Source organism: Ensifer sp. ENS10 (assembly GCF_014852025.1).
Lineage (GTDB): Bacteria > Pseudomonadota > Alphaproteobacteria > Rhizobiales > Rhizobiaceae > Ensifer.
Map to the genome: position 1 here is coordinate 452633 of NZ_JACVAS010000001.1, position 25656 is coordinate 478288.

Below are 25656 nucleotides of genomic sequence, written 5' to 3' on the forward strand. Positions count from 1 at the left end.
ATGCGCGGCCGGTGCCAGTGCCCCTCGCGGCCATCGTGCCCGGAGGACAGTTGGCGACGGCCGGCATTTGCGCACACGGCGCCGGCAGCGGTGAATTCGTATCGCGAGCTTCTTGACCTCAACTTATGTTGAGGTCGTAACAAGGAGCTCGAAAAGCTAATTGCGTCGTCGGGATCGGATTTCATGCGCATAAATAAACTGACACTCCCTGCATCGGATGTCTCGAAGAGCGTAGCCTTCTTTCGCGATGTGCTGAAACTGCCGACAGCCGGGAATTCCATCCAAGTGGGATGGAGCGAAATCCGGCTGGTCTCGGCCGTTGGAGATGCACCACACGGCGTGCACCTGGCTTTCAATGTGCCCTATGATCGGTTCGATGCCGCAATAGAATGGCTGAAGGAACGTACGCCTCTCCAACGGGAACCGGATAGCGGAGAGTGCTTCGTTCTTGAGGGGCATTGGCAGTCAAAATCCATCTACTTCGATGGTCCCGATAGCTCGGTGCTGGAATTGATCGGCCGCCGGAGGCTAATCCGCCCGACTGGAAAGCGGCCGTTCAGCGGCGCTGATTTATCCTGCCTCAGCGAGGTCGGACTTCCGACCGAAGACGTCGGGAGTGTCGTTGCCGAGGCCGCCCGGACGTTCGGGGTCGCAACGCTCGGACCGGCCTCTCCCGGCTTTGCCGCCATAGGGAATGATGAAGGGGTGCTTATTGCCGTGGATACAAAGCGGCCATGGTTCCCGGAAAAGCGCCAATTGCCGAGCGCCAAGGGTTTGGAAATTTGGTTGGGCGGCGTGTGTGCGCCTGGAGCCATGTCGGACCTGGCTAATGGTTGGAAGATCCACGCGGCATAGCGCCGTTCTCCGTCGCGACCTGCAAACGGTCGCCTTGCCGCAAGCGAAAGCGCCGAAACGCAGACTTGGGAGCCACCGCACCAGGCTGCTGAATGGAGTTCGATTTGATTTCCGGAGAAGAATGGTGCCGCTTACGTGACTCGAACACGTGACCCCATCATTACGAATGATGTGCTCTACCGACTGAGCTAAAGCGGCCCGGAGGCGGTTCCGCGGAAGACCGCGGAACGAATGTGAGGCGCTGATAAACGCAAAGCGCCAAGATTTCAAGCCATCAGTTTCGAGAACTTGAAAATTCCTTGTTGGTGGCCGCGACGGGCATGGCGTTCAGGCCAAGGCGGGTACGTGCCGCATCGTATTCGCGCTCGAGCCGGTCGACGAGACGGGCGACGGAGGTCACTTCCCTGACCGCGCCGATGCCCTGGCCGCAGCCCCAGATGTCCTTCCAGGCCTTGGCGCTGTCGGTTGCGGCGCCAAAGTCCATCTTCGACGGATCTGCTTCCGGCAGATTGTCCGGATCCATGCCGGCAGCAGCGATCGAGGGCTTCAGGTAGTTGCCGTGAATGCCGGTGAAATAATTGGAATAGACGATGTCGGCAGCGTTGCTGTCGACGATCATCTGCTTGTAGGCGTCGGTGGCGCGCGCCTCTTCCGTCGCGATGAACGGCGAGCCGATATAGGCCATGTCGGCACCCATCGCCTGGGCGGCCAGGATGGCGCCGCCGGTGGCGATCGCGCCGGAAAGAAGCAGCGGGCCATCGAACCAGGAGCGGATTTCCTGGATGAGCGCAAACGGCGAAAGCGTGCCGGCATGACCGCCAGCGCCGGCAGCAACGGCGATCAGGCCATCGGCGCCCTTGCGGATCGCCGAATTGGCGTGGCGGTTGTTGATGATGTCATGCAGCACGATGCCGCCGTAGGAATGGATCGCGGCGTTGACCTCGGGCACGGCGCCAAGCGAGGAAATGACCACCGGAACCTTGTATTTGATGCAGAGCATCAGGTCCTGTTCGAGGCGCGCGTTGGACTTGTGCACGATCTGGTTGACGGCGAAGGGCGCGGCGCGCCGGCCCGGGTTCTTGGCGTCGTGATCGGCGAGCGTCTCGGTGATCTCGGCAAGCCATTCGTCGAGCTGCGAATGCGGACGAGCATTGAGTGCTGGGAAGGCGCCGATCACGCCGGCCTTGCACTGTGCAATCGTCAACTGGGGATTGGAGATGATGAACAGGGGCGCGCCGACGACCGGCAGTCTCGTCGTTCCGGAAAGAATTGGCGGAAGCGGCATCGGTTTCTCCATCCCTCGATTGGCGCATTGAACTTTGACGTTTGCGTAAACGTCAAAACAGATAGCAGCAAGTTCATCGCTTGCAAAGAGGTGGTTTTCGCGCCGGCGACGCCGGCTTATCCTGCATTGTGCCTGCGAAGTTGTCGCGTTTTCCCCGGGCTTGGCCGGTCGACCGGGCCGCCGGACTTGCGGATTCCGAAAGCAGCGGTTACGCAATTGTTAACAAAACCAACGGCGTGCCTCCAGATTTAACCGTTAGGCCCTTGGAGAAAGATCGAGGGGTACCGATCAGCTAGCGCGCGCCGGCAGGCCCAAAGCCCTGCCTACACAGAGGACTTGATGTGAGCGGACTTGAGACTGCGATCAGAAATGCGCTTGAGCGCTCCGACCGCGCCAGCGCGGAAACGCGCGCGCGCATCTACCAGTCGGCCCGCCAGGCGCTGGAAGCCGGGCTGCAGAAACAGGGAATTGAGGACGGCAACGTCATCGCCCAGCAGCGCCATCGGCTGGAGGCGGTGATCCATGCGATCGAAACGGAGGAGCGTGCCGCCCTCAGGGCGCGGCAACCGGCGCCTCCAGTTGCCACACCTCCCGTCGTCAGTGTCGATGATAACGTCCGCGCACGTGGCCCTGAGCAGGCGCGTATCGAGCCGCAATCCCAAGCGCAATCCCGGCCTCAGGCCCAAGCGCAGTCGCCGGCGGCGGACCGCCGCGAGCCTGGCTTTGCTGCCGATGCGTCCCGTCCCGCGGCGAATGACGGCGGTCTCGGCGGCCTTCGTGCCGACCGTGTTGGCCCGGTCGTCTCGACGCGTGCGGCAGCGGATACTGCTGCAAAGAGCGCGGAAGCCGCCGCCGCGCCCGAGGTTCGTGGAGATACCGATCGAAAGCGCCGCCGCAAGCGCAGCCGCTTCCTGTCCTTCACCATGGTGGTCGTCACCCTTGCCGCAGCCGCAGGTGCTGCCGCCTGGTGGGTGCAGACCAATGATCTTCTGAAATCCGCGGCCGAACGCGACACCAACGTCGCCAACCCGCCGGCATCGGTGGCATCGGAAGATTTCGACGGCGCTGCCGGTCTGCAAACGCTCGGCGCCCAGCAGGGCTTCACCGGTGACTGGGTGGAAGTCTTTGCGCCTGAAAACACTGCCGCGGTCGTGGCGGGCTCACGCGCCAAGGCCGAGCCGGTGGATGACGACGGTGGCAAGCGCATCCAGTTGACTTCCTCGGTTGCCGAAACGGAAGGCGACATCACCATCGAAATCCCGGCAACGGTCCTGGCGCAGCTGTCCGGCAAAACCTCGACCATGGCGCTGACGGTGCAGGCCCAGCCAGGCAAGACGACCGAGTTTGCCGTCGAGTGCAATTTCTCCTCGCTTGGCGAATGCGGCCGTCATCGCTTCACGGTGCATGACGAACGGCTCGACATGCTGTTCAAGGTCACCTTCGATCGCAGCCTTGCACCGAACTCCGCCGGCCGGATCGTGATCAACAGCGATATCAGCGGCGAGGGCAAGGGCCTCACCCTCTACGCCATACGCGTCCTTCCGGGCCAATAAGTCCCGCACGAGGCCTCTTCGTCCTCGAGCCTCTGACCCCAATTGACCGCGTTGGCCGCCCTCTGGCGGGGCCGTCGCCTTCGGCCGCTGTCGTATGGGCGCTACTTCAGAAAGCCCGGGCCGGACCCGACAATCTTGTCGTCGACCTCACCGATCGCGCCCTTGTCCTTGCCGTCATAGTCGAGCGTGGAGAGCATGTGGCGGATGAGATTGAGGCGCGCGCGTCGCTTGTCGTTGCCGCGCACCACGGTCCAGGGTGCGTGGTCCGTGTGTGTTGCCTTCAGCATCTCGTTGCGCTTTGCCGTGTAGTCGTCCCACTTGTTGAGGGCGGCGATGTCCATCGGCGACAGCTTCCAGATCTTCAGCGGATCGTGGCAGCGATCGTGGAAGCGCTTGAGCTGCATCTCGCGGCCGATGTTGATCCAGAATTTGAAGAACTGGATATCCTCGTGCACGATCATCTTTTCGAAGCGAGGCGTCTGCTTCAGGAACTGCTTGTGCTGCTCGGGCGTGCAGAAGCCCATGACCGGCTCGACGCCGGCGCGGTTGTACCAGGAGCGGTCGAACAGCACGAATTCCCCAGCCGTCGGCATGGTCGCGACATAGCGCTGAAAATACCATTGCCCGCGCTCAGTCTCTGTCGGCTTCGTCAGCGCCACGATGCGGGCCCAGCGTGGGTTCAGGTTGCCCATGGTCGCATGGATCGCGCCGCCCTTGCCGGCGGCGTCGCGGCCCTCGAACAGCGCGATGATGCGTTTTCCGGTTTTCTGCTGCCAGAGCTGAACCTTGACGAGCTCGATCTGAAGCTTCTCCAGCGTCTCGAGATATTCTTCCTCGTCGAGCTTCTTCTTGTAGGGATAGTCATCGGACGCAAACGCTGCGTCGTCGATCCACTTCGGCAACTCGGGATTGTCGATGTCGAAGACGCGGCTCTTGCCGTCGATCTGCAGCTCCACTGCGCGGCTTTCCGCCTTTTCCGCCGTCTCCGCTAACGCCATATGCTCGCCCCTTCGGCTTGGCGCACGGGCCCGAAAACCGGCTTCGATCATCGGCAGGATCATGCGCGTTTTCAAACTTCTGCAGCTCCAAGCAGCGCCGAAAAGTCGCGGTGCTCAAGGCCCGATTTCCTTGGAGGAGGCCACAATTGCATTGCGGATTCAAGCCGGTCGTGAAAATCATGTCATGAAGGATCGCTATTCCTCGATCATTTTGGTCCGGGAGGAAGACAAAGTGATTCATGAGGATGTCGAGGTGGACGGTTCGAAAGCGTTCTGGCGGGACCTGGTGCCGCGGCTGAAGGCTGAGCGCTGGCTGCTGGGCCTCACCCTGCTTTTGGCGATCCTTGCGACCTTTGCCGGCATCCATTTCCTTATCGTGCTTCCCTTCTGGATCGTTCTGGTTGCGGCGCTGCTCAACCGCAGTGCGCCGGCCTCGGTGATCTTGAGCCCGGCCAAGGCTGTGGCCGTCGATGGCCCGACCAGCGATCCGCTGGTGCCGGCGCTGAATGCGCTCGACATGCCGGTGTTGGTCGTCGCCGCCGATGAGACGGTGGTTTTCCAGAACATCGCCGCGGAGAAAGCCTTCGGCACCATTCCGCCGAACACTTACCTGGCCGCCCGGGTGCGTTCGCCCGGTGTTCTCGACATGATCCGCGAGACGATGGCGACCGGCAAGGCCAACCAGATCGAGCATACCGAGCGGCTGCCGTCGGATGCCGTCTATGTCGTGCGCGTGGCACCCGCCGAAATCGGCGGCGAGGGGCGGACGCCCCGCATCTTCCTGATCACCTTTCGCGATATCTCGCAGGCGCGCCGCATCGACCGCATGCGGTCGGATTTCGTGGCCAATGCCAGCCATGAGCTGCGCACGCCGCTGGCATCGCTTCGCGGTTTCATCGAGACCCTCCAGGGCCCCGCGCGCAACGACTTGAAGGCGCAGGAAAAATTCTTCGGCATCATGCATGAGCAGGTGACGCGCATGAGCCGCCTCGTCGACGACCTCCTGTCGCTCTCGCGACTGGAGCTGCGCTCGCATATCGCGCCGGACGATCCGGTGGACCTTGCGCCCTTGCTCGGCCATGTCCGCGACAGCCTCCTGCCGCTGGCGAAGGACCTGAACGTCACGGTCTCTCTCGTGGTGCCGGACAAGCCCGTCATCGTACAGGGCGATCGCGACGAGCTCATCGAAGTCTTCGAGAACCTGATCGAGAATGCCTGCAAGTACGGCCAGGAGGGCAAGAAGGTCGACATAACCTTGCGTGGCGGCGAAGAAGGCACGCAGGCCGAGGTGATCGTGAAGGACTATGGGCCGGGCATCCCCGCCGAGCATGTCCCGCGCATTACCGAGCGTTTTTATCGGGTCAATGTCGAGGCGAGCCGCTCGAAAAAGGGCACTGGATTGGGCCTTGCCATCGTCAAGCACATCCTCACCCGGCACCGTGCCCGGCTGCTGATCCATTCTGAGATCGGCAAAGGTACGACTTTTACGGTCCGGTTCTGACATATTGGCGCGGGAAAACCCGGGACCGTTCATTTTCCCTTAGCATTTTCAATGACATGAGCTGTCATAAATGTTTCGTCAAACTGACATAAAAGGTGTGGCCATCGGCAGCTAACTAGGGGCAGCCGATAAGACGGCGAAGAGCGCTGCAACGCTTGGCGCACACCAACACAAGCCCATTCCGGGAGAACTTTTATGAAAGCTCTTAAACTCACTGTCGCGGCGCTGGTAGCGTCTGCCGCATTTGCCGGCGCAGCCGCCGCCCGTGACCAGGTTCAGGTCGCTGGCTCCTCGACCGTTCTTCCCTACGCCAAGATCGTAGCCGAGACGTTCGGCGAGACCTTCCCCGACTTCAAGACCCCGGTCGTTGAATCTGGCGGCTCCTCGGCCGGCCTGAAGGAATTCTGCAAGGGCGTCGGCCCGGACACCATCGACGTCGCGAACTCCTCGCGCAAGATCAAGGACAGCGAAGTCGAGGCCTGCAAGGCCGCTGGCGTGACCGAAATCCAGGAAGTCAAGATCGGCTATGACGGTATCGTCTTCGCGACCGACGCCGGCAATGCCGACCTCGCCCTGAAGCCGGAAGACCTCTACAAGGCTCTCGCTGCTGAAGTCGTCGTCGACGGCAAGCTCGTTGCCAACCCTTACAAGAAGTGGTCGGAAGTCAACTCCGCCCTTCCGGAAGTTGAAATCGCCGCCTTCATCCCGGGCGAAAAGCACGGCACCCGCGAAGTCTTCGAAGAGAAGATCCTGGCTGCAGGCTGCAAGAACGCCGGCGCCGTTGACGTCATCAAGGCTGCCGTTACCGATGAAAAGCAGCAGCACAGCAAGTGCGTCGCGGTCCGCAAGGACGGCATGGCTGTCGACATCGACGGCGACTACACCGAGACGCTCGCCCGTATCGCTGCCAACAAGAACGGCATCGGTGTCTTCGGCCTGTCCTTCTACGAAAACAACGCCGACAAGCTGAAGGTCGCGACCGTCAACGGCATCGTACCGTCGACCGAAACGATCGCTTCCGGCGAGTATCCGGTTTCCCGCCCGCTGTTCTTCTACGTCAAGAAGGCACACCTTGGCGTTATCCCGGGCCTCAAGGAATATGTTGAGTTCTTCATCAACGACCAGATGATCGGCCCGGACAGCCCGCTCGCCGAGTACGGCCTGGTTGCTGCTCCGGACGCCGAGCGCGAAGAAATCCGCAAGGCTTTCGCAGCCGGCAACATGCTCTGATAACGACAAGCCCCGGCGCGATATCCTTCGCGCCGGGGCATGCCTTCATTCGATTTGCCGGCGGCCCATGGCGGGCGATACCGGGGAGACGTGCGGATGAGTACCTCGCTCCTTCTTTTGCTAATTATTGTTATTGGTTTCATTGCCTATTTTGCCGGTCGCGCACGTTCGCTGGCGCAGGCTGGCGGCAAGCTCTCCAACCTTCATTCCTTGCCGGGCTATCACGGCAGCTACGTCGCTATCTGGGCGATGCTGCCGGCGGCGCTCGTTCTCGGCACCTGGCTGATTGCCGCTCCTATCTATATTGACGGGAGCACGCGCGCGGCCCTGCCGGACACCGTCCAGAGCCAGGGGACCGCCGCGGTTCAGCTCGCGCTCGGCCAGGTCAAGTCCGTTGCCGGTGGTCTGCTGCGCCTGAGCGGCGAGGAGGTTGCGGCACTTCAAAGCGGTGCCGCCAATCTCCGCTCGACGCTCGCAGCCAAGGGCGTCGCCCTGGCCGGCGAAGGCGAGCCCTACATGGTCACCGTCGCCCAGCATTTCAACGCGATGGCCGCCGCCAACCGCTGGCTGATGACCGCGGCCGTACTGTTGATCGCGATTGCCGGCGGCATCTACGCCATCCGCAACATCGCGACCCGCTTCCGTGCACGCAACCAGGTCGAGCGGGTCATTCTCGGCTCGCTGATCGTCGCGTCTTCCATCGCCATCCTGACGACGGTCGGCATCGTCGCCTCGATGCTGTCGGAAGCCGGCCGCTTCTTCACCATGGTCTCGCCGTTCGAATTCTTCTTCGGCACGGTCTGGGATCCGCGCTTCGCTGCTGCCGGCAGCGGTGGCGCCTCCGGTCAGTTCGGCCTGGTCCCGCTTCTCACCGGCACGCTCTACATCGCCTTCGTCGCGATGCTCTTTGCGGTGCCGATCGGCCTCTTCGCAGCCATCTACATGGCGGAGTATGCAAGCCCGCGCTTGCGTTCGACCGCAAAGCCGCTGCTCGAAGTGCTCGCCGGCATCCCGACCATCGTCTACGGTTTCTTCGCTCTCGTGACCGTTGGTCCGTTCCTGCGTGATATCTCGGCGCAGCTGAACGGCCTTGCCACCGGCAATTACCAGAACTTCATCCAGGCGCAGAGCGTGGTCACCGCAGGCATCGTCATGGGCATCATGCTGATCCCGTTCGTGTCGTCGCTCTCGGACGACATCATCACCCAGGTGCCGCGCGCATTGCGTGACGGCTCGCTCGGTCTCGGTGCCACCCGCTCGGAAACGGTCAAGAAGGTTATTCTCCCGGCAGCACTTCCCGGCATTGTCGGCGCGCTGCTTCTGACCGCATCGCGTGCCGTCGGCGAGACGATGATCGTCGTGCTGGCAGCCGGTGTCGCGGCCCGCATGCAGATCAATCCCTTCGAGCCGATGACGACGGTGACCGTGAAGATCGTCAACCAGTTGACGGGCGACCTCGAGTTCACCTCGCCGCAGACGCTGGTGGCCTTCGCGCTGGGCATCACGCTCTTTGTCATCACGCTCGGCCTCAACATTTACGCGCTCTACATCGTGCGCAAATACCGGGAACAGTACGAATGACCGACATCGCTTCCCCGACCGTCCGGATCTCCGCCCGTCCTGAATCCGCAAAGCGCGATATCGGCATCAAGCGTCGCTATGCCGCCGAGCGCCGGTTCCGCGCCTACGGCATTGCGGCAATCAGCACCGGTCTCTTCTTCCTGGCGCTGCTGCTGTGGACCGTCATTTCCAACGGCTACACCGCGTTCCAGCAGACGACGATCACGCTGCCGATCGAATTCACCGAAAAGGTCATCGACCCCAACGGCGAACGCACGACCGACAGCAAGGTACTGATGACCGCCAACTATCCGCTGCTGGTGCGTGATGCGCTCGTCAAGCAGCTCGGCATCGATGCGACCAAACGGCCGCTGGTCAAGCAGGCGACCGACATGGTTTCTGCGAGCTCCCGTACGCTCTTGCGCGACATGGTCGTGGCGGATCCGTCCATCGTCGGCAAGACCATTCCGGTCACGCTGTTGGCCGAAGCCAACATCGACTCCGCCAACAAGGGCCAGATCGACCTCAAGGTCGAAGAGAGCAAGCGCAAGGTCAAGGACCAGCAGGTCACCTGGATGAACGAGCTCGCAAGCGCCGGCGTCCTGAAGAAGAGCTTCAACACCGGCATCTTCACCTTCGGCGCCTCCAGCCGTCCTGAAGCGGCGGGCGTCGGCGTTGCCGCCCTTGGCTCGTTCTACATGATGCTGATCGTGCTCGTGCTGTCGTTGCCGATCGGCGTTGCCGCCTCGATCTATCTCGAAGAGTTCGCTCCGAAGAACCGGCTCACCGACCTGATCGAGGTCAACATCAACAACCTCGCGGCCGTTCCGTCGATCGTCTACGGTTTGTTGGGTCTCGCCGTCTTCATCAACTTTGCCGGCATGCCGCGTTCGGCAGCGGTCGTCGGCGGTTTCGTGCTGACGCTGATGACCCTGCCGACGATCATCATCGCCACCCGCGCGGCCTTGAAGGCGGTCCCGCCGTCCATCCGCTCGGCGGCGCTCGGTCTCGGTGCCTCGAAGATGCAGACCATCTTCCACCACGTTCTGCCGCTGGCCATGCCGGGCATTCTGACCGGTACGATCATCGGCCTGGCCCACGCGCTTGGCGAAACCGCGCCGTTGCTGTTGATCGGCATGGTCGCCTTCGTCGTCGACTATCCCGGTTCGCCGATGGAGCCGTCGACAGCGCTGCCGGTGCAGATCTACATGTGGGCCAACGAGGCGGAACGCGCCTTCGTCGAGCGCACCTCCGGCGCGATCATCATTCTTCTCATCTTCCTCGTCGTCATGAACCTTGGCGCCATTCTGTTGCGACGTCGCTTTGAGCGCCGTTGGTAGTGAGGTAATTACTATGAACATCATGTCAGAAGCAGCGGTCGAGAAAGCCTTGGATCAGAAAATGAACACGGTTCCCTTCAAGATGATCGGCAAGGATGTGTCGGTCTACTACGGCGAGAAGCGGGCGCTTTTCGACGTCAACCTCAACATCCGCGAGAACACGGTAACGGCGCTGATCGGTCCGTCGGGCTGCGGCAAGTCGACCTTCCTGCGCACGCTGAACCGCATGAACGACACCATCGAGAACTGCCGCGTCACCGGCAAGATCACGCTCGATGAGGACGACATCTACGACCCGACCATTGACGTGGTCGAGCTGCGCGCCCGCGTCGGCATGGTGTTCCAGAAGCCGAACCCGTTCCCGAAGTCGATCTACGACAACGTCGCCTACGGTCCGCGCATCCACGGGCTTGCCCGCACCAAGGCGGATTTTGACGAGGTCGTCGAAACCAGCCTGCAGAAGGCAGGTTTGTGGAACGAGGTGAAGGACCGCCTGCAGGAGCCGGGCACCGGCCTCTCCGGTGGTCAGCAGCAGCGCCTTTGCATCGCACGCGCTGTTGCCGTCAGCCCGGAAGTCATCCTCATGGACGAGCCCTGCTCGGCACTCGACCCGATCGCGACCGCCAAGGTCGAGGAACTCATCCATGAACTGCGCACGAACTTCACGATCGTCATCGTGACCCACTCGATGCAGCAGGCCGCCCGCGTGTCGCAGCGCACCGCCATGTTCCACCTCGGCAATCTCGTCGAGGAGAACGACACCGACAAGATGTTCACCAATCCGGATGACCAGCGCACCCAGGATTACATCATGGGCCGCTTCGGCTGAGGCCAATCACGGCTGCAACAGTCACTGGAAAGCGCCCGTAAGGATCGACGATCATGTCCATGCATATCATGTCCGCCTATGACGAAGAACTGAAGTACCTGACGCGCCGCATCTCGGAAATGGGCGGTCTCGCCGAGCAGATGGTCGCCGAATCCGTCCGCGCTCTGGTCAATTCCGACCTGGCGCTGGCGCAAAAGGTAATCTCGGACGACACTGTTCTCGATGATGCCGAGCGTCAGATCGGCGAGAAGGCGATCGTCACGATCGCCAAGCGCCAGCCGGTCGCCGCCGACCTTCGCGAGATCATGGGGTCGATCCGCATCGCCTCCGACCTGGAGCGTGTCGGCGACCTCGGCAAGAACACTGCCAAACGCGTGATCGCGGTTGCCGGTTCGGGCATCCCGCGCAAGCTCGCCCGCGGTCTCGAGCACCTCGCCGAGCTCGCTCTGGTGCAGCTCAAGGAAGTGCTCGACGTCTATGCGTCGCGTTCGCCGGAAAAGGCCAACAGCATTCGTGAGCGCGACGAGGAGATCGACGCGATCTACACCTCGCTGTTCCGCGAGTTGCTCACCTACATGATGGAAGATCCGCGCAACATCACGCCCTGCACGCATCTTCTGTTCTGTGCCAAGAACATCGAGCGTATCGGCGACCACGCGACCAACATCGCCGAGACGATCTATTACATGGCGACGGGTGCCCAGCCGGAGGGCGAGCGCCCGAAGGATGACAACACGTCGACGTTGGGCTCGGTCAACGACTAGAAGGTTGGAGCGGGATGCGGGGGACAACCGCATACACTTTTCCTCATCCCGCTCTGGCGTTAAACGCGCCGTTCGCAATGCATGCCCCATGAATATCATCCGGTCGCGGCTTCGGTCGCGGCCCCGAATTCCTGTATCTGAAGCATGCGGTTTTCGCCCCGCCTTTGAAAACGGCGGATGTGCTCCAGATTTAGAGTGTCTGAGTGCCGGCCGGTCCGCTGGACCCGCGCGGCGCTCGCGGTAAGGAGACGTTACCTGATGTTGCCAAAAATCGCCGTGGTCGAAGACGAAGAGGCGCTGAGCGTCCTGCTGCGTTACAATCTGGAAGCTGAAGGCTTCGACGTCGATACGATCCTCAGGGGTGACGAGGCGGAGATCCGGCTACAGGAACGCCTGCCCGACCTTCTGATCCTCGACTGGATGTTGCCTGGCGTCTCCGGCATCGAGCTTTGCCGTAGGTTGCGCCAGCGCCCGGAGACGGAGCGGCTGCCGATTATCATGCTGACGGCGCGCGGCGAGGAAAGCGAGCGCGTTCGCGGTCTGGCGACCGGTGCCGACGACTATGTGGTCAAGCCCTTCTCCACGCCGGAGCTGATGGCCCGCGTCAAGGCGATGCTCCGCCGGGCGAAGCCCGAAGTTCTCTCGACGCTGCTGCGCTGCGGCGACATCGAGCTCGACCGGGAAACCCATCGCGTCCATCGCCGCAGCCGCGAAGTTCGCCTGGGGCCGACAGAGTTCCGCCTGCTGGAGTTCCTGATGTCCTCTCCGGGCCGTGTCTTCTCGCGCTCGCAGTTGCTGGACGGCGTCTGGGGCCACGACATCTATGTCGACGAGCGGACCGTCGACGTGCATGTCGGCCGCCTGCGCAAGGCGCTGAACTTCTCGACCATGCCTGATGTCATCCGCACCGTGCGCGGCGCCGGCTACTCGCTCGAAAGCTGAGAAGGGCAAACAGAAGTCAATAAAAAAGGGGCCGATCGGCCCCTTTCGTTTTGGTCCTGTGCGGATCCTTAGCGCATCCGACGGCGCTCGGCGGACGGCTGGTAGGCAAGCCGCGCATGAAAGCTGCAATAGGGCGAAGCTTCCGGGGAATCGTTGCCGCAGAAGTGGAACTCTTCCTTCAGCGGGTCGCCGATCGGCCACTTGCAGGTGCGTTCCGTGAGCTGGGTTAGCTCGAGGCGGCGCGACATCGGCACGACCACGTCGGTCTGGATGCTGAAATCCTGCTCGGCAACGAGATCGACTTCGATCTCTTCCTTGAGAACGGTGGCGCCGGACGGACGGGCAACGGTGCGGGTCGAAACGCGCGAGGCGTAGTTCGGAGCGCGCGGCGCCGAGGTCGGCCGCTTCGGGCGGGCCGCCGCAGTGGTGCTGCCGCCGGCTTTGGCACGGCCTGGAAGGCTCAGGCGATGAACCTTGCCGATGACAGCGTTACGGCTGACGCCGCCGAGCTGTGCCGCGATCTGGCTTGCGCTCAGGCCCTCGGACCAAAGCTTCTTCAGTTTCTCCACCCGCTCGTCAGTCCAGTTCATTTCTGCACTCTCCGTTCTCAGCGTTGGGGATGGCAGAATCCCTCACCGCACCCCGGTTGAATCCCGAGGTTGCAAACGCGATAACTCTTTTGGTGACTAGGTCCGCCGCATGCGTCTAGTAATTGAATGTTAACGTACTGACCGTCGGACTCCGTGGCAAGAGTCCCGGGATTCACGCCGAATCGATTTCGTAGTTTTCCCCAACTTGCTCGGCTGGCGTTGCATTTTTGCAAGCCCTTCCGGGCGATTTTTTCGCCGCCGGGAAACGGGCTTCTCTGTTGCACTGCAAGGCTTGGTTTTATTGACATTGCGGCGCGAAATAGGAATAGTGCCTGCGCCGCCGAAAGGCGGCATTTTTGATTTTTATCGGGCCGCATGAAGCAGCGGGACCGATGCCGACTGGAGTAAGGAGAGCCTCGCATGACTGCAACCACGCCGCTTTACGATACCTACATGCGCGCGCCGTTGCGTTTCGAGCGAGGAGAGGGCGTCTGGCTGATCGCCGAAGACGGCTCGCGCTATCTCGACTTCGCCGCCGGCGTTGCCGTGAACTCGCTCGGCCACGCGCATCCGCATCTCGTCGAGGCGCTGAAGGCGCAGGCCGAGAAGGTCTGGCACCTTTCCAACCTTTACGAAGTTCCCGGTCAGGAAAGTCTTGGACGCCGCTTGGCGGCCGTCACCTTTGCCGATCGGGTCTTCTTCACCAATTCCGGTGCGGAAGCGCTGGAATGCGCGATCAAGACGGCGCGGCGGTACCACTTCGCCAAAGGCCAGCCGGAGAAGTTTCACATCATCACCTTCGAGGGCGCGTTCCACGGTCGCACGATCGCGACGATCGCCGCCGGTGGTCAGCAAAAGTACATTGAAGGTTTCGGGCCAAAGGCCCCAGGGTTCTACCAGGTTCCGTTCGGCGACATCGCGGCCGTCAAGAATGCGATCACCGAGGAGACCGCCGCGATCCTGATCGAGCCGATCCAGGGCGAGGGCGGCATCCGTCCCGCGACCAAGGAATTCATGCAGGAACTGCGCGCCCTCTGCGACGAATTCGGCCTGCTCCTGATCCTCGACGAGGTTCAGACCGGCGTCGGCCGCACCGGCAAGCTTTTTGCCCATGAGTGGACGGGCATCCGCCCGGATATCATGGCCGTTGCCAAGGGTATCGGTGGCGGCTTCCCGCTCGGCGCTTGCCTGGCGACGGAAGAGGCGGCCGCCGGCATGGTGGCGGGCACGCATGGCTCGACCTATGGCGGCAATCCGCTGGCGATGGCCGTCGGCAACGCCGTGCTCGACGTCATCCTCGCTGATGGCTTCCTCGCCCATGTGCGCGACGTCGCGCTCGTCTTCCGCCAGGGCCTTGCTTCGCTGAAGGATCGCTATCCCGATGTCATCGAGGATATCCGCGGCGATGGCCTGATGCTGGGCATCAAGGTGAAGGGCCCCTCGGCCGATCTCCTGAAGGAGATCCGCGCCGAGAAGCTCCTGGCCGTGCCGGCCGGCGACAACGTGTTGCGCCTGCTGCCGCCGTTGACTGTGACGGCGGAGGAAGCACGCGAGGGCCTCGTACGCATCGAGCGCGCCGCCGAAGCAGTGACGAAGGCAAGTGGTAACGCTGCGGCCTGACCGATAGGGCCAAGACTGACCCAGGATGGTAGAATGACCTTCGTGCGTTCACGCCGCTGCGTGGCGCACATAGGTTCGATTTTTTGAGGAACCGAGTACGATGGCAGGCACCAGACACTTTCTCGATCTTTCGGCCATGACGGCCGCCGATCTTCGGACGATCATCGATGATGCCCGCGTCCGAAAGGCGACGACCAAGGCCGGAACCGCCGAGAAGCCGCTCGCCGGCAAGATGCTGGCGATGATCTTCGAAAAGCCGTCCACCCGCACCCGTGTGTCCTTCGATGTCGGCATGCGCCAGCTCGGCGGCGAAACCCTGTTCCTTTCGGGCACGGAGATGCAGCTCGGTCGCGCCGAGACGATCGGCGATACGGCGAAGGTCCTGTCGCGCTATGTCGACGCGATCATGATCCGCACCACCGACCATCGCCGCCTGCTGGAATTGGCAGAACACGCGACGGTACCCGTCATCAACGGCCTGACCGATGACACCCATCCGTGCCAGATCATGGCCGACATCATGACCTTCGAGGAGCATCGCGGACCGGTGAAGGGCAAGACGATCGCCTGGACCGGCGACGGCAACAACGTGCTGCACTCGCTGATCGAAGGCTCCGCCCGCTTCGGCTATCGCATGAACATGGCCGTGCCGCTCGGCTCCGAGCCGCAGGACAAGATCCTGAACTGGGCCCGCAACAACGGCGGCGAGATCCTGCTGTGTCACGATGCCGAGCAGGCGGTCGCCAACGCCAATTGCGTTGTCACCGACACCTGGGTGTCGATGAACCAGGAGCATCGTGCCCGCGGCCACAACGTCTTCCAGCCCTATCAGGTCAACGAGGCGCTGATGAAGCAAGCGGCATCCGATGCGCTGTTCATGCATTGCCTGCCGGCGCACCGTGGAGAGGAGGTGACCGACGAGGTGATCGACGGTCCGCAGTCGGTGGTCTTCGACGAGGCCGAAAACCGCCTGCATGCGCAGAAGTCGATCATCGCCTGGTGCATGGGGCTCGTCTAGGCCCTTGCGAGCGCCGCGGTGAGCGCGATGGCGCAGCGCTTCGGCGGCTGTGAGGCTGGCTATTGACATTGCCGCCGTGCGACACGATCTAGGCGGCTGCAGGGCGCTCCTGGCAACAGTGAAGCGCCGACTGCCACGGGTGGTGCGCGGCGCAATGGCTGATGGCACATATCCGGTGGACAATCCGTTTATCGCGGGATCGATTGAGACAGCGGGCACGTTGCGCCGGGGGACAGGAATGTCCCCGGCGCAACGCAGTTGCTGAGGCAAGGAGCAAGACATGACTGACATGACGCCAGGGCTTGGTGAATTCGACTTCGCCGGTGACGATCACGTCGTGCCTTTCCAGGTGGAAGGCCTCGACGTGCGCGGCCGCGCCGTGCAGCTCGGCCCGATGCTCGACGCAATTCTGGAGCGCCACAACTATCCGCTTCCGGTCGCGCGGCTCGTTGCCGAAACCGTCGTGCTGACGGTTCTGCTCGGCACTTCGCTGAAGTTCGAAGGCAAGCTGATCGTCCAGACGAAAGGCGATGGTCCGGTCGATCTCGTCGTCGCAGACTTCTCGACGCCGGATCGCGTGCGCGCCTATGCCCGCTACGATGCAGATGCGCTTGCCGACGCCGAGAAGGATGGCCGCACCCTTTCGCATGAACTGCTTGGCAAGGGCGTACTCGCCTTCACCATCGACCAGGGCGCTCATACTCAGCGCTATCAGGGCATCGTTGCGCTGGACGGCGCCACGCTGGAAGAAATCGCTGGCGTCTATTTCCGCCAGTCAGAGCAGATCCCGACCAAGGTCAGGCTCGGCGTTGCCGAGCTGCTCGACCGCGATGAAAGCGGCAAGCCGCGCCATCGCTGGCGTGCCGGCGGCATGGTCGCGCAGTTCCTGCCGGAAGCGCCGGAGCGCATGCGCCAGCCTGATCTTTCCGGCGGCGATGGCGATGACGGGGAAGGCGTCTTCGAGGATGACGATCTCTGGGCGGAAGCCAAGGTGATGGTCGAGACGATCGACACCGACGAGCTGACCGACCCGATGGTCGGAACCGAACGCTTGCTCTACCGGCTGTTTCACGAGCGCGGCGTTCGCGTCTATGAGCCGCAGGCGGTTTATGACCGTTGCAGCTGCTCGCGCGAGAAGCTGCACTCGGTGCTCGCCAATCTGGACGCTGATGATATCGAAAGCACCATCGAGGATGGGGCCGTGAAGGTCACCTGCGAATTCTGCTCGACGACCTATCGTTTCGAGGCAAGCGAAGTGCGTCCACAGTAGCCGGCGCCACTCCGGATCAAGCTAGTTCAGGGTACGCACGAGCCCGGGTGAATCGAGCGAGAAGGCGGGGATGGCCACGTTGAAGGTCTCTCCGCCTTCCGCTTCCATACTGTAATGGCCGAACATCACGCCCGACGGCGTATCCAGCGGGCAGCCGGACGAATACTCATAGGTGTCGCCGGGATTGAGCAGCGGCTGTTCGCCGATCACGCCGGGACCGCTGACCTCATCGACCTGCCCATTCTCATCGGTGATATGCCAGTAGCGGGTCATCAACCGCACGGCTGCGTCCGAATGGTTTGAGATGACAATGCGATAGCCCCAGACATAGCGGCCGTCATCGGGGTCCGACTGCTCTTCGAGATAGTACGGCTCCACCGTAACTTCTATGTCGCGGGTCAAAGCGCGATACATGGGCAACACCTTGCTTCGGTCTTTCAGGGTATTCTACAGCAAGATGGTTTCGTCAAGAATAACGGCAAGATTGTGCATACCCATTCTGGGGCAAGGGCTTGCGGGTATCCGGATCGGCTGTTCGAACCCGCTCGATCCCGCTGGTGAGGCCATATTGGATGGCGGGGCGCCCGCTGCATGAGCGCCACGAGGGATCGACGGCCGCCGTCTGTTGTGGCGGCCGTATCTTTTCGTTGCCTCAGGCTTTGACGGCCTCAAGCGCGCGGGCGAAATCCTCGACGACATCCTCGCTGTCTTCGATGCCGGCCGAGAAACGCACCGTGCCGGCGGAAATGCCCAGCTCTTCGCGGGCCTCGTCGGTCAGGTTCTTGTGCGTCGTCGTTGCCGGATGGGTGATCAGGCTCTTGCTGTCGCCGAGATTGTTGGAGATGCGCACGATCTCGAGCGCATTCTGCAGCGCGAATGCCGCATCCTTGCCGCCCTTCAGTTCAAAGGCGACGAGGGTGGAGCCGCCGGTCATCTGCTTGGCGATGATGTCGGCCTGCGGGTGATCCTTGCGGCCGGGATAGATGACCTTCGCCACCTGCGGCTGCTCAGCCAGGAAGTCGGCGACGCGGCGTGCGGTTTCCGTCTGCTGGCGCACGCGCAACGGCAAGGTTTCGATGCCCTTCAGCAGCGTCCAGGCATTGAACGGCGACATGGCCGGGCCGGTATGACGGAAGTAGTCGTGCAGGTTCTCGTTGATCCATTCCTTGTCAGCAAGCACGACGCCGCCGAGGCAGCGGCCCTGGCCATCGATATGCTTGGTGGCGGAATAGACGACGATATGGGCGCCGAGTTCCAGCGGCTTCTGGAAGAGTGGCGTCGCAAAAACGTTGTCGACGACGACCTTGGCGCCGATCTGGTTGGCGAGCTTGGCCACACCGGCAATGTCGATGACTTCGAGCGTCGGGTTGGTCGGGCTTTCCAGGAAGAAGACCTTGGTGTTCTTCTGGATCGCCTTTTCCCAGTTGGCGAGATCGCGTCCATCGACCAGCGTGCATTCGATGCCGTATTTCGGCGCCAGCGTCTCGACCACCCAGCGGCAGGAACCGAACAGCGCACGGGCGGCAACGATATGATCGCCGGCCTTCAGCTGGCAGAGGATTGCCGCGGAAACGGCAGCCATGCCCGAAGCCGTGGCGCGCGCGTCTTCGGCGCCTTCCAGCATGCACATGCGCTTTTCGAACATGTCGTTGGTCGGGCTGCCGTAGCGGGCATAGATGAAGCCTTCGGTCTCGCCCTTGAAACGCGCTTCTGCCGCCTCGGATGTCTCGTAGACGAAGCCCTGGGTGAGGAAGATCGCCTCGGACGTCTCGCCGTGCTGGGAGCGGGTGGTTCCGCCGTGGACGAGTTGTGTTGCCGGGCGCCAGTTTTTGCTCATGTGACGATCACCTTCAAAAACAAAAAAAAACCGGCCGCAAAAATGGGCCGGTTTGACACCCGGCCTTTTTAGCTACTTGTTTAACGTGGCTGCAAGCCGACCGGCCAAATCACCACGGGATAAAGCTTCAATACTGCTAGGGTGCGCTTGCGTCAATTCCCGGAGTTTGGTTTTGTCTCGCAACTGGAAAGAGGACTGCAATGGCCCGCGATACTGGGATTTTGGCCGACCGCGCGATCGCCGCGCTGCTCGAAACGGGGCGCCTGAAGAGCGAGAGGCCGCTGGATGACGATCAGATCCAGCCGGCAAGCCTCGACCTGCGCCTTGGCGCCAAGGCTTTCCGCGTCCGCGCGAGCTTCATGCCCGGCCCGTCCCACCTCGTCGCCGACAAGCTCGACCGGCTGAAGCTGCATGTCGTCGATCTCACCGACGGTGCCGTGCTTGAAACCGGCTGCGTGTACATCGTGCCGTTGATGGAGAGCCTGGCGCTGCCTGCGGGCATGTCGGCCTCGGCCAATCCGAAAAGCTCGACCGGCCGCCTCGACATCTTCACCCGCGTGATCACCGACCGCGCCCAGGAGTTCGACAAGATTCCTGCCGGCTATAGCGGTCCGCTCTATCTCGAAATCAGTCCGCGCACCTTCCCGATCGTCGTGCGCCGTGGTTCGCGCCTGTCGCAGATCCGCTTCCGCATGGGCCAGTCGCTGCTCTCCGAACAGGAGCTGCTGGCGCTGCATGAAAGCGACGTGCTGGTGGCGAGCGAACGCCCGAATGTCAGCGGCGGCGGCATTGCGCTGTCGATCGACCTCAAGGGCACCGGTCCGGAGGGTCTGATCGGCTACCGTGGCAAACACCACACCGCGGTCATCGACGTCGACAAGAAGGCGCAGCACAAGATCTTCGATTTCTGGGAGCCGCTCTACAGCCGCGGACGCGACGAGCTGATCCTCGATCCGGACGAGTTCTACATCCTCGTCTCGCGCGAAGCGGTGCATGTGCCGCCGCTTTACGCGGCCGAGATGACGCCGTTCGATCCGCTGGTGGGCGAGTTTCGCGTGCACTATGCCGGCTTCTTCGATCCCGGCTTCGGCCATGCCTCTGCCGGTGGCAGCGGTAGCCGCGCCGTTCTGGAAGTGCGCAGCCACGAGGTGCCGTTCATCCTCGAACATGGCCAGATCGTCGGCCGCCTGATCTATGAACACATGTTGGAGCGTCCTGACGGTCTCTACGGCCTCGGCGTCGGCTCCAACTACCAGGCCCAGGGCCTGAAGCTTTCGAAACATTTCCGCGCCGAGTAGGGATTTTGCACGGGACCCTCGTGCGATACCGCGCAAGGGTCCTTGACAGATCGTCCCGGTTCGGGAAATTTCGCAGGCATCGCGGGTGTAGTTCAGTGGTAGAACGCCAGCTTCCCAAGCTTGATGTCGTCGGTTCGATCCCGATCACCCGCTCCAATCCTTCCTGAAGCCTCTTTTGCCTCGTTCGAGCGAGACCTATGGCCAGTTGCCTTGCGGACGGTTACTTTACCGCTCGATGAATCATCCCGCGGTTCCAAGCGCCGCCCCTGAGACAAGAACCGTGCCGGCCCGCTGCCCATGAGATTTCTTTCCCTGTTCGCTCTCTGCGCGTCCCTGATCGCAACGCCGCTTGCGGCCCAGCCCAGGGACCTGCCCATTCTGTTCGATGCGCGCGAACGCATCGCCAAGCCCGATCTCACGGGCCTTGCGCGCTTGCGCTTCCTGACGACGGTCGACTTTCCGCCGTTCAACTTCATCGATCAGTCCGGCAAGCTCTCCGGTTTTCACGTCGATCTCGTGCGCGAGATCTGCCGCGAGCTCGACATCGAAGCCAAATGCCAGATCCAGGCAGTGACCTATGCGGAACTGCTGCCGGCGCTGGAGCAGGGGCAGGGCGAAGCGGTTGCCGCCGGTATCGCCGTCGGCCCGGAACTGCGCCAGCGCTTCGGCTTCTCGCGCGCCTTCATGCGGCTTCCGGCCCGCTTGGCCATCAACACCAAGGCGGCCGGCGCCGTGACGGGTCCGAAGGACCTCAGGAAAAAAACGGTCGGTGTCGTGGCGGGCACCACCCATGAGGCCATGTTCAAGGCGTTCTTCCCGAGTATCGGGGCCAAGGTCTTCCCAGATCGCGATGCCATGCTCACGGCACTGCAGAAGGGTGAGGTGCCGGCGGTCTTTTCCGACGGTTTGCAGCTTTCCTTCTGGATCTCAGGCACGACTGCCGGGGGCTGCTGCGCACTCGTCGATGGTGCCTATTTCTCGCAACGCTTTCTCGGTGAAGGCCTGACGATCATGAACCGCAAATCCGAACCGGCGCTGACCCAGGCGATCGACCACGCGCTGCTGGCGCTTTCGCGCAGCGGCCGGCTCGAGGAAATCTACCTGCGCTACTTCCCCAACGGCATCTATTGAGCGCCCACTGCATGTTTCCTTTAATCGTACCCGGTCAAAGGTCAAAAACATGCAGCAATTCAAAGTGCTACAGCGACCTTTGCGCGTCTGATAAGACGCGCAGCGCTGTAGACAGCTTGGCGTGAACGCCAGGAAATGATGAGCTACCGGCGGAAGCGGGCAAGCGCCCCTCGTTCGATGGCGGCGCAGGTGAGCTTGTCGAGACCGAGGCGGTCGCGCAGCAACTGCAACAGCCGGATCTCTTCGTTGCGAATGCGCTGGTCCGCGGCGGCGATCTCGACGGCAAGTGCGTAGGCCGTCTCATGGAACTTTTCCGGAAGCGCCTCGCGCACGATTTCCAGAGCGATGTCCAACCCCTCGGGGGCCGCGAGCTGGGCGGAGCATTCGTGGCCGATATGGACGAGCTGATCCTCGTTGAACCCCTCGAAGACCGGCAGGAACTGCACCAGCCGGCCGATGCGGGTGAATTCGTCGTCGCTCATCTCGCGGTCGACCGCCGACATCATCACCATGACATAGATGAGCGCTTCGTGGTGGCTGAGGCTTGGCAGCATGGGTCTTTCCAGCGGTAGCGCAATTCCGGGAACGGCGTGAAGCGGTTTTTCATCCGGAATTGCATAGTTTCAAAGAGTTGGATCATCTCACTGTCTCAACGATCAGATGATCTGGACGGTTGAGAGCTGGGAATTGCCGCGGCTGTTTACAAGTCCGGCTGCGGCTCGTCCATCCCGGTGCCGAGCGTTGGGTCGTCAAACGTCATCGGCGTGTGACTGAGGTCGCGCGGATCTTCGCCATAGAAGCCGAGCTTCGCCTGGTGCGCGGCGTCGGCCCGCTTCTTCAGCGGCGAGCCGGGTACCGGCGTCGCCCAGCCGTTGTCGACGAGCCAGGTTGCGAGATCCTGTCCACCGAGAGAGCAGGAAGCAGTGGCCGATGCGCCGGCGCTTCCCTCGGGCATGTCGCAGCTGACCGCACGTGCGCGCAGGAAGTTTCTGAAGGCCGTCCGTGCGACGATGCCGCAGGGCCAACTCTTCCCCCCGGTTTCGCAGGTTCTCTCTGCCTGCTCGGGCTCGATGCCATCGATCTGCAGCGTGAGCTTGTCGAACTGGATCACACCGGCGGCGATCGCCACGGGGCGATAGAGGATGGTCGGCCCGGCGGTCGCCTTCGCTTGCTTCTCCGGCTCTGACAGCGGGGCACGCGGCTCCGCGCGTTCGAGCGGCGCGCCGGTGACGGTGTCGGGCAGACCGAATTGTTGCGGCTCGATGGCGCGTGCGGCGTTTTCCGTCGTCGACGTCTGCGGTTGATCGCCGGTCGTAACCGCACCGGGCTGCGCGGTGCCGTCGGTCGGTGTTCCCAAGTCGAGCGGTACGTTATCATCCGTTTCGGCGTCATCCGGCGCCGGCTCGATTTCCGTCATGTCGGGCGTTTCGAGGACGAAGTCCGGCGTGGCGGCACTCTCGCGGTCGCGAATGGCGGCTGCACCCGCGTAGAGGATGCCGGTGAAAAGCGCGATCGCGGCGATGCCGCCGGCAAGGGAGTATAAATGCTGCCGCATCAGGAAGAACGTCCTATTGGCTGGCCCAGATGATCCGGGCGATCCATTCGATCTGGCTGATCTCGAAGCCCCGGTTCGGGTGCTCCGGGTTGAGGGAAAGGAGTTCGATCGTGCGCGGCGTCTGGCGTGTCAGGACCTTCGCCATGACCTCGCCTTCGCGTGTCTTGACCACGACGCGGTCGCCGCGCCGAACCTGCGCCCCCGGATCGACGATCAGGGTGTCGCCGTCGCGGTACAGTGGCAGCATGCTATCGCCCTGCACCTCAAGCGCGTAGATGCCCGTCCGGCGTTCCGCCACTGTTGGAAAGTCGATCACGTCCCAGCCCTGGCCGGCCGGAAAACCGCCGTCGTCGAAGAAGCCGCCGGCACCCGCCTGGGCGAAGCCGATCAGCGGGATCGCGGCACTTGCAGTCGCCGGGGTGGCCTGAGTGTCATTCGGGCTCAACAGGCTGGTGAACTGGTCCATCGTGGCGCCGGTCGCCTCGAGCACCTTGGCGATCGATTCCGTCGAAGGCCAGCGTTCCCGCCCGTCGGCAGAGTGGCGCTTGGACTTGTTGAAGGAGGTGGGGTCGAGCCCGGCGCGGCGGGCGAGACCGGAAGGCGAGAGCTGATTGCGCTCGGCCAATGCATCGATGGCGTGCCAGATCGTGCCGTGAGACAACATGCGAAAGGTCCGGGCCGAACAGGCGGCCACTTGCTGGGTTTGTTCGACACCACACTATCGAAACGCGAAGTACCGGTAAAGAATCCGAAGGAAAATAGTCCTTTCTCCGTCATTTGCTTTGGGGGCGGCGGCCCCTATAGTTCGCGTGACGGGCAGGACAGGCTTTCATCGGAGGGAACGTTTGTTGGCGCGCATGAGATCGGAGCGTCTGCTGTTCGTGGCCCTCGCTGCGGCGATTGCCGGGATCGCGCTGGAGCATGAGCTTCTCGAAATGGGGCGCCTGGCAACGCTTCTCGGTGCCGCCGGTCTCGTGGTGGCGATCGTGCTCGCCTCGCTGCGCGTGTCGCACCATGCCGAGGTGCTGGCGTCCAAGGTCGGCGATCCCTATGGCACGATGATCCTGACGCTCTCGGCGGTCTTGGTCGAGGTCGTCGTGCTGGCGATCATGATGACCAGCGAGACCTCGCCGACGCTCGTGCGCGACACGATCTATGCGGCCGTCATGCTCGATATCAACGGCATCCTGGGCCTCGCCGCCCTGCTTGGTGGCCTGAAACATGGAGAGCAGCCCTATAACGACGATTCCGCCCGCACCTACAGCGTCATGATTCTGACGGCGATGGGCATCTCGATGGTCGTTCCGGAGTTCGTGCCGGCGGCGAGATGGCATCTCTATTCGGCCTTCACCATCGGCGCGATGATCACCCTCTATGCCCTGTTCCTGCGCATGCAGGTGGGGGTGCACAGCTACTTCTTCAGCTACAGCTATCCGAAGGCGAAGGGCGAGGGGAGCGCGATACAGGGTGGGCCGGATCAGCCGGTGCTGCCGTCGATCGTGATACTGATCCTTGGCATCGTGTTGATCGGCGTGCTGGCGGAAGTGATGTCGTCGCTGCTGACCTCGGGCCTGAAGGGGAGCGGCGCCCCGCCGGCGGTGACCGCCATCGTCGTTGCCGTGATCTCTGCCTCGCCGGAAGTCATGACCGCGATGCGGGCGGCACTCGCCAACCGCATGCAGGCGGTCGTCAACATCGCGCTCGGGGCATCGCTTTCGACGGTCATCCTGACGGTGCCGGTCATGGAGGCGATCGCGCTCTATACCGGCCAGCCCTTCCTGATGGCCATGTCGCCGGTGCAGACGGTGATGGTGGCGGTCACTTTGATCGTGGCCGCGATCAACCTCAACGACGGGCAGACCAACGCCATTGAGGGCATGACTCATTTCGTGCTGTTCGCGACCTTCGTCATGCTGTCTGTGATCGGGCTCTGAGCGGATGAAGTGCCTGTTCGTATAGCCTCAGGCCGTCGCCTTTTCGCGTGCCTTTCTTGCCACCACCTCTTCATAGGCTGCCTGCAGTGTAGCGCGCACCCGCGGCGGACCATCGAGCAGCGCGCCGAGATGATCGTGTCGCAACTCGTCCATGAAGCGGTCCCAGAGTTCCGGACCGCCGTTTTCCATCTGCTCGGCGCGAATACTGAGCTCTTCGCTGACCGGCAGATAGCGCCGCCCCCAGGCGCCGAGCTGGGCCATGATCGGCACCAGCGCGATCGTCATCTCCGTGAGACTGTAGATCGCCTTCTGCTTGTGCGTGGGGTCGTCCGCCTTGGTCAGCATGCCCTGCTCGACCAGCATCTTCAGCCGATCCGCCAGGATGTTGGACGAGATGCCCTCCTGGGAACGCAGCAATTCCCGGAAGTGCCGTTTACCGCCGAAGATCATGTCGCGAATGATCAGCAGGCTCCATTTGTCGCCGAACACTTCGAGCGAAAGATTGATCGGGCAACCCGAGCGAATGTCGTCCTTCATTGGCACCTC

Annotated in this window: 24 protein-coding genes, 2 tRNA genes and 1 riboswitch; of the genes, 16 read left to right on the forward strand and 10 right to left on the reverse strand. The window is 62.5% G+C overall.

The window, feature by feature from the left end; all coding sequences use genetic code 11:
• Positions 1-183 precede the first annotated feature (183 nt).
• On the forward strand, positions 184-855 hold the full coding sequence (locus tag IB265_RS02250; protein ID WP_057248094.1) for a VOC family protein: 672 nt from the start codon (positions 184-186) through the stop codon (positions 853-855).
• Between the two features lie 122 nt (positions 856-977).
• On the opposite strand, the gene IB265_RS02255 is transcribed toward IB265_RS02250, so the two are convergent.
• Positions 978-1053: transfer RNA gene (locus IB265_RS02255), tRNA-Thr, on the reverse strand.
• 76 nt (positions 1054-1129) lie between these two features.
• Positions 1130-2140: a nitronate monooxygenase family protein gene (locus IB265_RS02260; RefSeq protein WP_057248095.1), complete on the reverse strand. Its 1011-nt coding sequence runs from the start codon at positions 2138-2140 to the stop codon at positions 1130-1132.
• A gap of 341 nt (positions 2141-2481) precedes the next feature.
• On the opposite strand from IB265_RS02260, the gene IB265_RS02265 reads away from it, so the two are divergent.
• Positions 2482-3693, forward strand: coding sequence for a hypothetical protein (locus tag IB265_RS02265; RefSeq protein ID WP_057248096.1), 1212 nt, complete (start codon positions 2482-2484; stop codon positions 3691-3693).
• A gap of 101 nt (positions 3694-3794) precedes the next feature.
• On the opposite strand, the gene ppk2 is transcribed toward IB265_RS02265, so the two are convergent.
• Positions 3795-4691 carry a polyphosphate kinase 2 gene (gene ppk2 / locus IB265_RS02270; RefSeq protein ID WP_057248260.1) on the reverse strand — a complete coding sequence of 299 codons (897 nt, stop codon included), beginning with the start codon at positions 4689-4691 and terminating at the stop codon, positions 3795-3797.
• 232 nt (positions 4692-4923) lie between these two features.
• Here ppk2 and phoR point away from each other — a divergent pair, with 232 nt between their 5' ends.
• The 7 genes from phoR to phoB all read left to right on the forward strand — a co-directional run bounded on the left by phoR (position 4924) and on the right by phoB (position 12857).
• A complete protein-coding gene (gene phoR, locus IB265_RS02275; protein WP_057248261.1) occupies positions 4924-6192 on the forward strand; it encodes a phosphate regulon sensor histidine kinase PhoR in 1269 nt (422 codons plus the stop codon).
• 195 nt (positions 6193-6387) lie between these two features.
• Positions 6388-7422, forward strand: coding sequence for a substrate-binding domain-containing protein (locus IB265_RS02280; protein WP_057248097.1), 1035 nt, complete (start codon positions 6388-6390; stop codon positions 7420-7422).
• Positions 7423-7518: 96 nt separating this feature from the next.
• Positions 7519-9003, forward strand: coding sequence for a phosphate ABC transporter permease subunit PstC (gene pstC, locus IB265_RS02285; protein WP_057248098.1), 1485 nt, complete (start codon positions 7519-7521; stop codon positions 9001-9003).
• Positions 9000-10322 carry a phosphate ABC transporter permease PstA gene (gene pstA, locus IB265_RS02290; RefSeq protein WP_057248099.1) on the forward strand — a complete coding sequence of 441 codons (1323 nt, stop codon included), beginning with the start codon at positions 9000-9002 and terminating at the stop codon, positions 10320-10322. The genes pstC and pstA overlap by 4 nt, the downstream gene beginning before the upstream one ends.
• Positions 10323-10335: 13 nt before the next feature.
• Positions 10336-11151 carry a phosphate ABC transporter ATP-binding protein PstB gene (gene pstB, locus IB265_RS02295; RefSeq protein ID WP_057248100.1) on the forward strand — a complete coding sequence of 272 codons (816 nt, stop codon included), beginning with the start codon at positions 10336-10338 and terminating at the stop codon, positions 11149-11151.
• A gap of 50 nt (positions 11152-11201) precedes the next feature.
• Positions 11202-11915, forward strand: coding sequence for a phosphate signaling complex protein PhoU (phoU, locus tag IB265_RS02300; protein ID WP_093231848.1), 714 nt, complete (start codon positions 11202-11204; stop codon positions 11913-11915).
• A 258-nt stretch (positions 11916-12173) separates the two neighbouring features.
• Entirely contained in the window at positions 12174-12857 is a 684-nt protein-coding gene (gene phoB / locus IB265_RS02305) for a phosphate regulon transcriptional regulator PhoB (RefSeq protein ID WP_057248102.1), read from the forward strand.
• Between the two features lie 68 nt (positions 12858-12925).
• Here phoB and IB265_RS02310 read toward each other — a convergent pair whose 3' ends face one another.
• Positions 12926-13447 (reverse strand): GcrA family cell cycle regulator, encoded by a 522-nt coding sequence (locus IB265_RS02310; protein ID WP_057248103.1) that lies wholly within the window; start codon positions 13445-13447, stop codon positions 12926-12928.
• A gap of 420 nt (positions 13448-13867) precedes the next feature.
• Here IB265_RS02310 and IB265_RS02315 point away from each other — a divergent pair, with 420 nt between their 5' ends.
• From IB265_RS02315 to IB265_RS02325, 3 genes are all read left to right on the forward strand, one after another.
• The gene (locus IB265_RS02315) at positions 13868-15067 is read left to right on the forward strand and encodes an aspartate aminotransferase family protein (RefSeq protein ID WP_057248104.1); all 1200 of its coding nucleotides are present in this window, start codon (positions 13868-13870) and stop codon (positions 15065-15067) included.
• A gap of 100 nt (positions 15068-15167) precedes the next feature.
• Positions 15168-16085, forward strand: a complete 918-nt coding sequence (argF, locus tag IB265_RS02320; protein WP_057248105.1) for an ornithine carbamoyltransferase — start codon at positions 15168-15170, stop codon at positions 16083-16085.
• A gap of 280 nt (positions 16086-16365) precedes the next feature.
• Entirely contained in the window at positions 16366-17355 is a 990-nt protein-coding gene (locus IB265_RS02325) for an Hsp33 family molecular chaperone (RefSeq protein WP_057248106.1), read from the forward strand.
• A gap of 21 nt (positions 17356-17376) precedes the next feature.
• Here IB265_RS02325 and apaG read toward each other — a convergent pair whose 3' ends face one another.
• Both apaG and IB265_RS02335 read right to left on the reverse strand, forming a co-directional pair.
• Positions 17377-17769, reverse strand: a complete 393-nt coding sequence (apaG, locus tag IB265_RS02330) for a Co2+/Mg2+ efflux protein ApaG (RefSeq protein WP_057248107.1) — start codon at positions 17767-17769, stop codon at positions 17377-17379.
• Positions 17770-18007: 238 nt separating this feature from the next.
• Complete coding sequence (locus IB265_RS02335) at positions 18008-19192, reverse strand: O-succinylhomoserine sulfhydrylase (protein ID WP_057248108.1); 1185 nt, start codon at positions 19190-19192, stop codon at positions 18008-18010.
• Positions 19193-19239: 47 nt separating this feature from the next.
• A riboswitch (SAM riboswitch) is annotated at positions 19240-19318 on the reverse strand.
• A gap of 74 nt (positions 19319-19392) precedes the next feature.
• Here IB265_RS02335 and IB265_RS02340 point away from each other — a divergent pair.
• The 3 genes from IB265_RS02340 to IB265_RS02350 all read left to right on the forward strand — a co-directional run bounded on the left by IB265_RS02340 (position 19393) and on the right by IB265_RS02350 (position 21621).
• Complete coding sequence (locus tag IB265_RS02340) at positions 19393-20490, forward strand: 2'-deoxycytidine 5'-triphosphate deaminase (protein WP_057248109.1); 1098 nt, start codon at positions 19393-19395, stop codon at positions 20488-20490.
• A gap of 81 nt (positions 20491-20571) precedes the next feature.
• Positions 20572-20646, forward strand: a tRNA-Gly gene (locus IB265_RS02345).
• Between the two features lie 141 nt (positions 20647-20787).
• On the forward strand, positions 20788-21621 hold the full coding sequence (locus IB265_RS02350) for a transporter substrate-binding domain-containing protein (RefSeq protein WP_057248110.1): 834 nt from the start codon (positions 20788-20790) through the stop codon (positions 21619-21621).
• A 143-nt stretch (positions 21622-21764) separates the two neighbouring features.
• Here IB265_RS02350 and IB265_RS02355 read toward each other — a convergent pair whose 3' ends face one another.
• The 3 genes from IB265_RS02355 to IB265_RS02365 form a co-directional block, all read right to left on the reverse strand.
• A complete protein-coding gene (locus tag IB265_RS02355) occupies positions 21765-22175 on the reverse strand; it encodes a tellurite resistance TerB family protein (RefSeq protein WP_057248111.1) in 411 nt (136 codons plus the stop codon).
• Between the two features lie 146 nt (positions 22176-22321).
• Entirely contained in the window at positions 22322-23176 is an 855-nt protein-coding gene (locus IB265_RS02360; protein ID WP_057248112.1) for a thermonuclease family protein, read from the reverse strand.
• A gap of 13 nt (positions 23177-23189) precedes the next feature.
• On the reverse strand, positions 23190-23840 hold the full coding sequence (locus IB265_RS02365) for a helix-turn-helix transcriptional regulator (RefSeq protein ID WP_057248113.1): 651 nt from the start codon (positions 23838-23840) through the stop codon (positions 23190-23192).
• A gap of 181 nt (positions 23841-24021) precedes the next feature.
• Here IB265_RS02365 and IB265_RS02370 point away from each other — a divergent pair, with 181 nt between their 5' ends.
• A complete protein-coding gene (locus IB265_RS02370; protein WP_082615702.1) occupies positions 24022-25110 on the forward strand; it encodes a calcium:proton antiporter in 1089 nt (362 codons plus the stop codon).
• A gap of 27 nt (positions 25111-25137) precedes the next feature.
• Here IB265_RS02370 and IB265_RS02375 read toward each other — a convergent pair whose 3' ends face one another.
• A complete protein-coding gene (locus IB265_RS02375; protein WP_057248115.1) occupies positions 25138-25647 on the reverse strand; it encodes a helix-turn-helix domain-containing protein in 510 nt (169 codons plus the stop codon).
• Between the last annotated feature and the right edge of the window lie 9 nt (positions 25648-25656).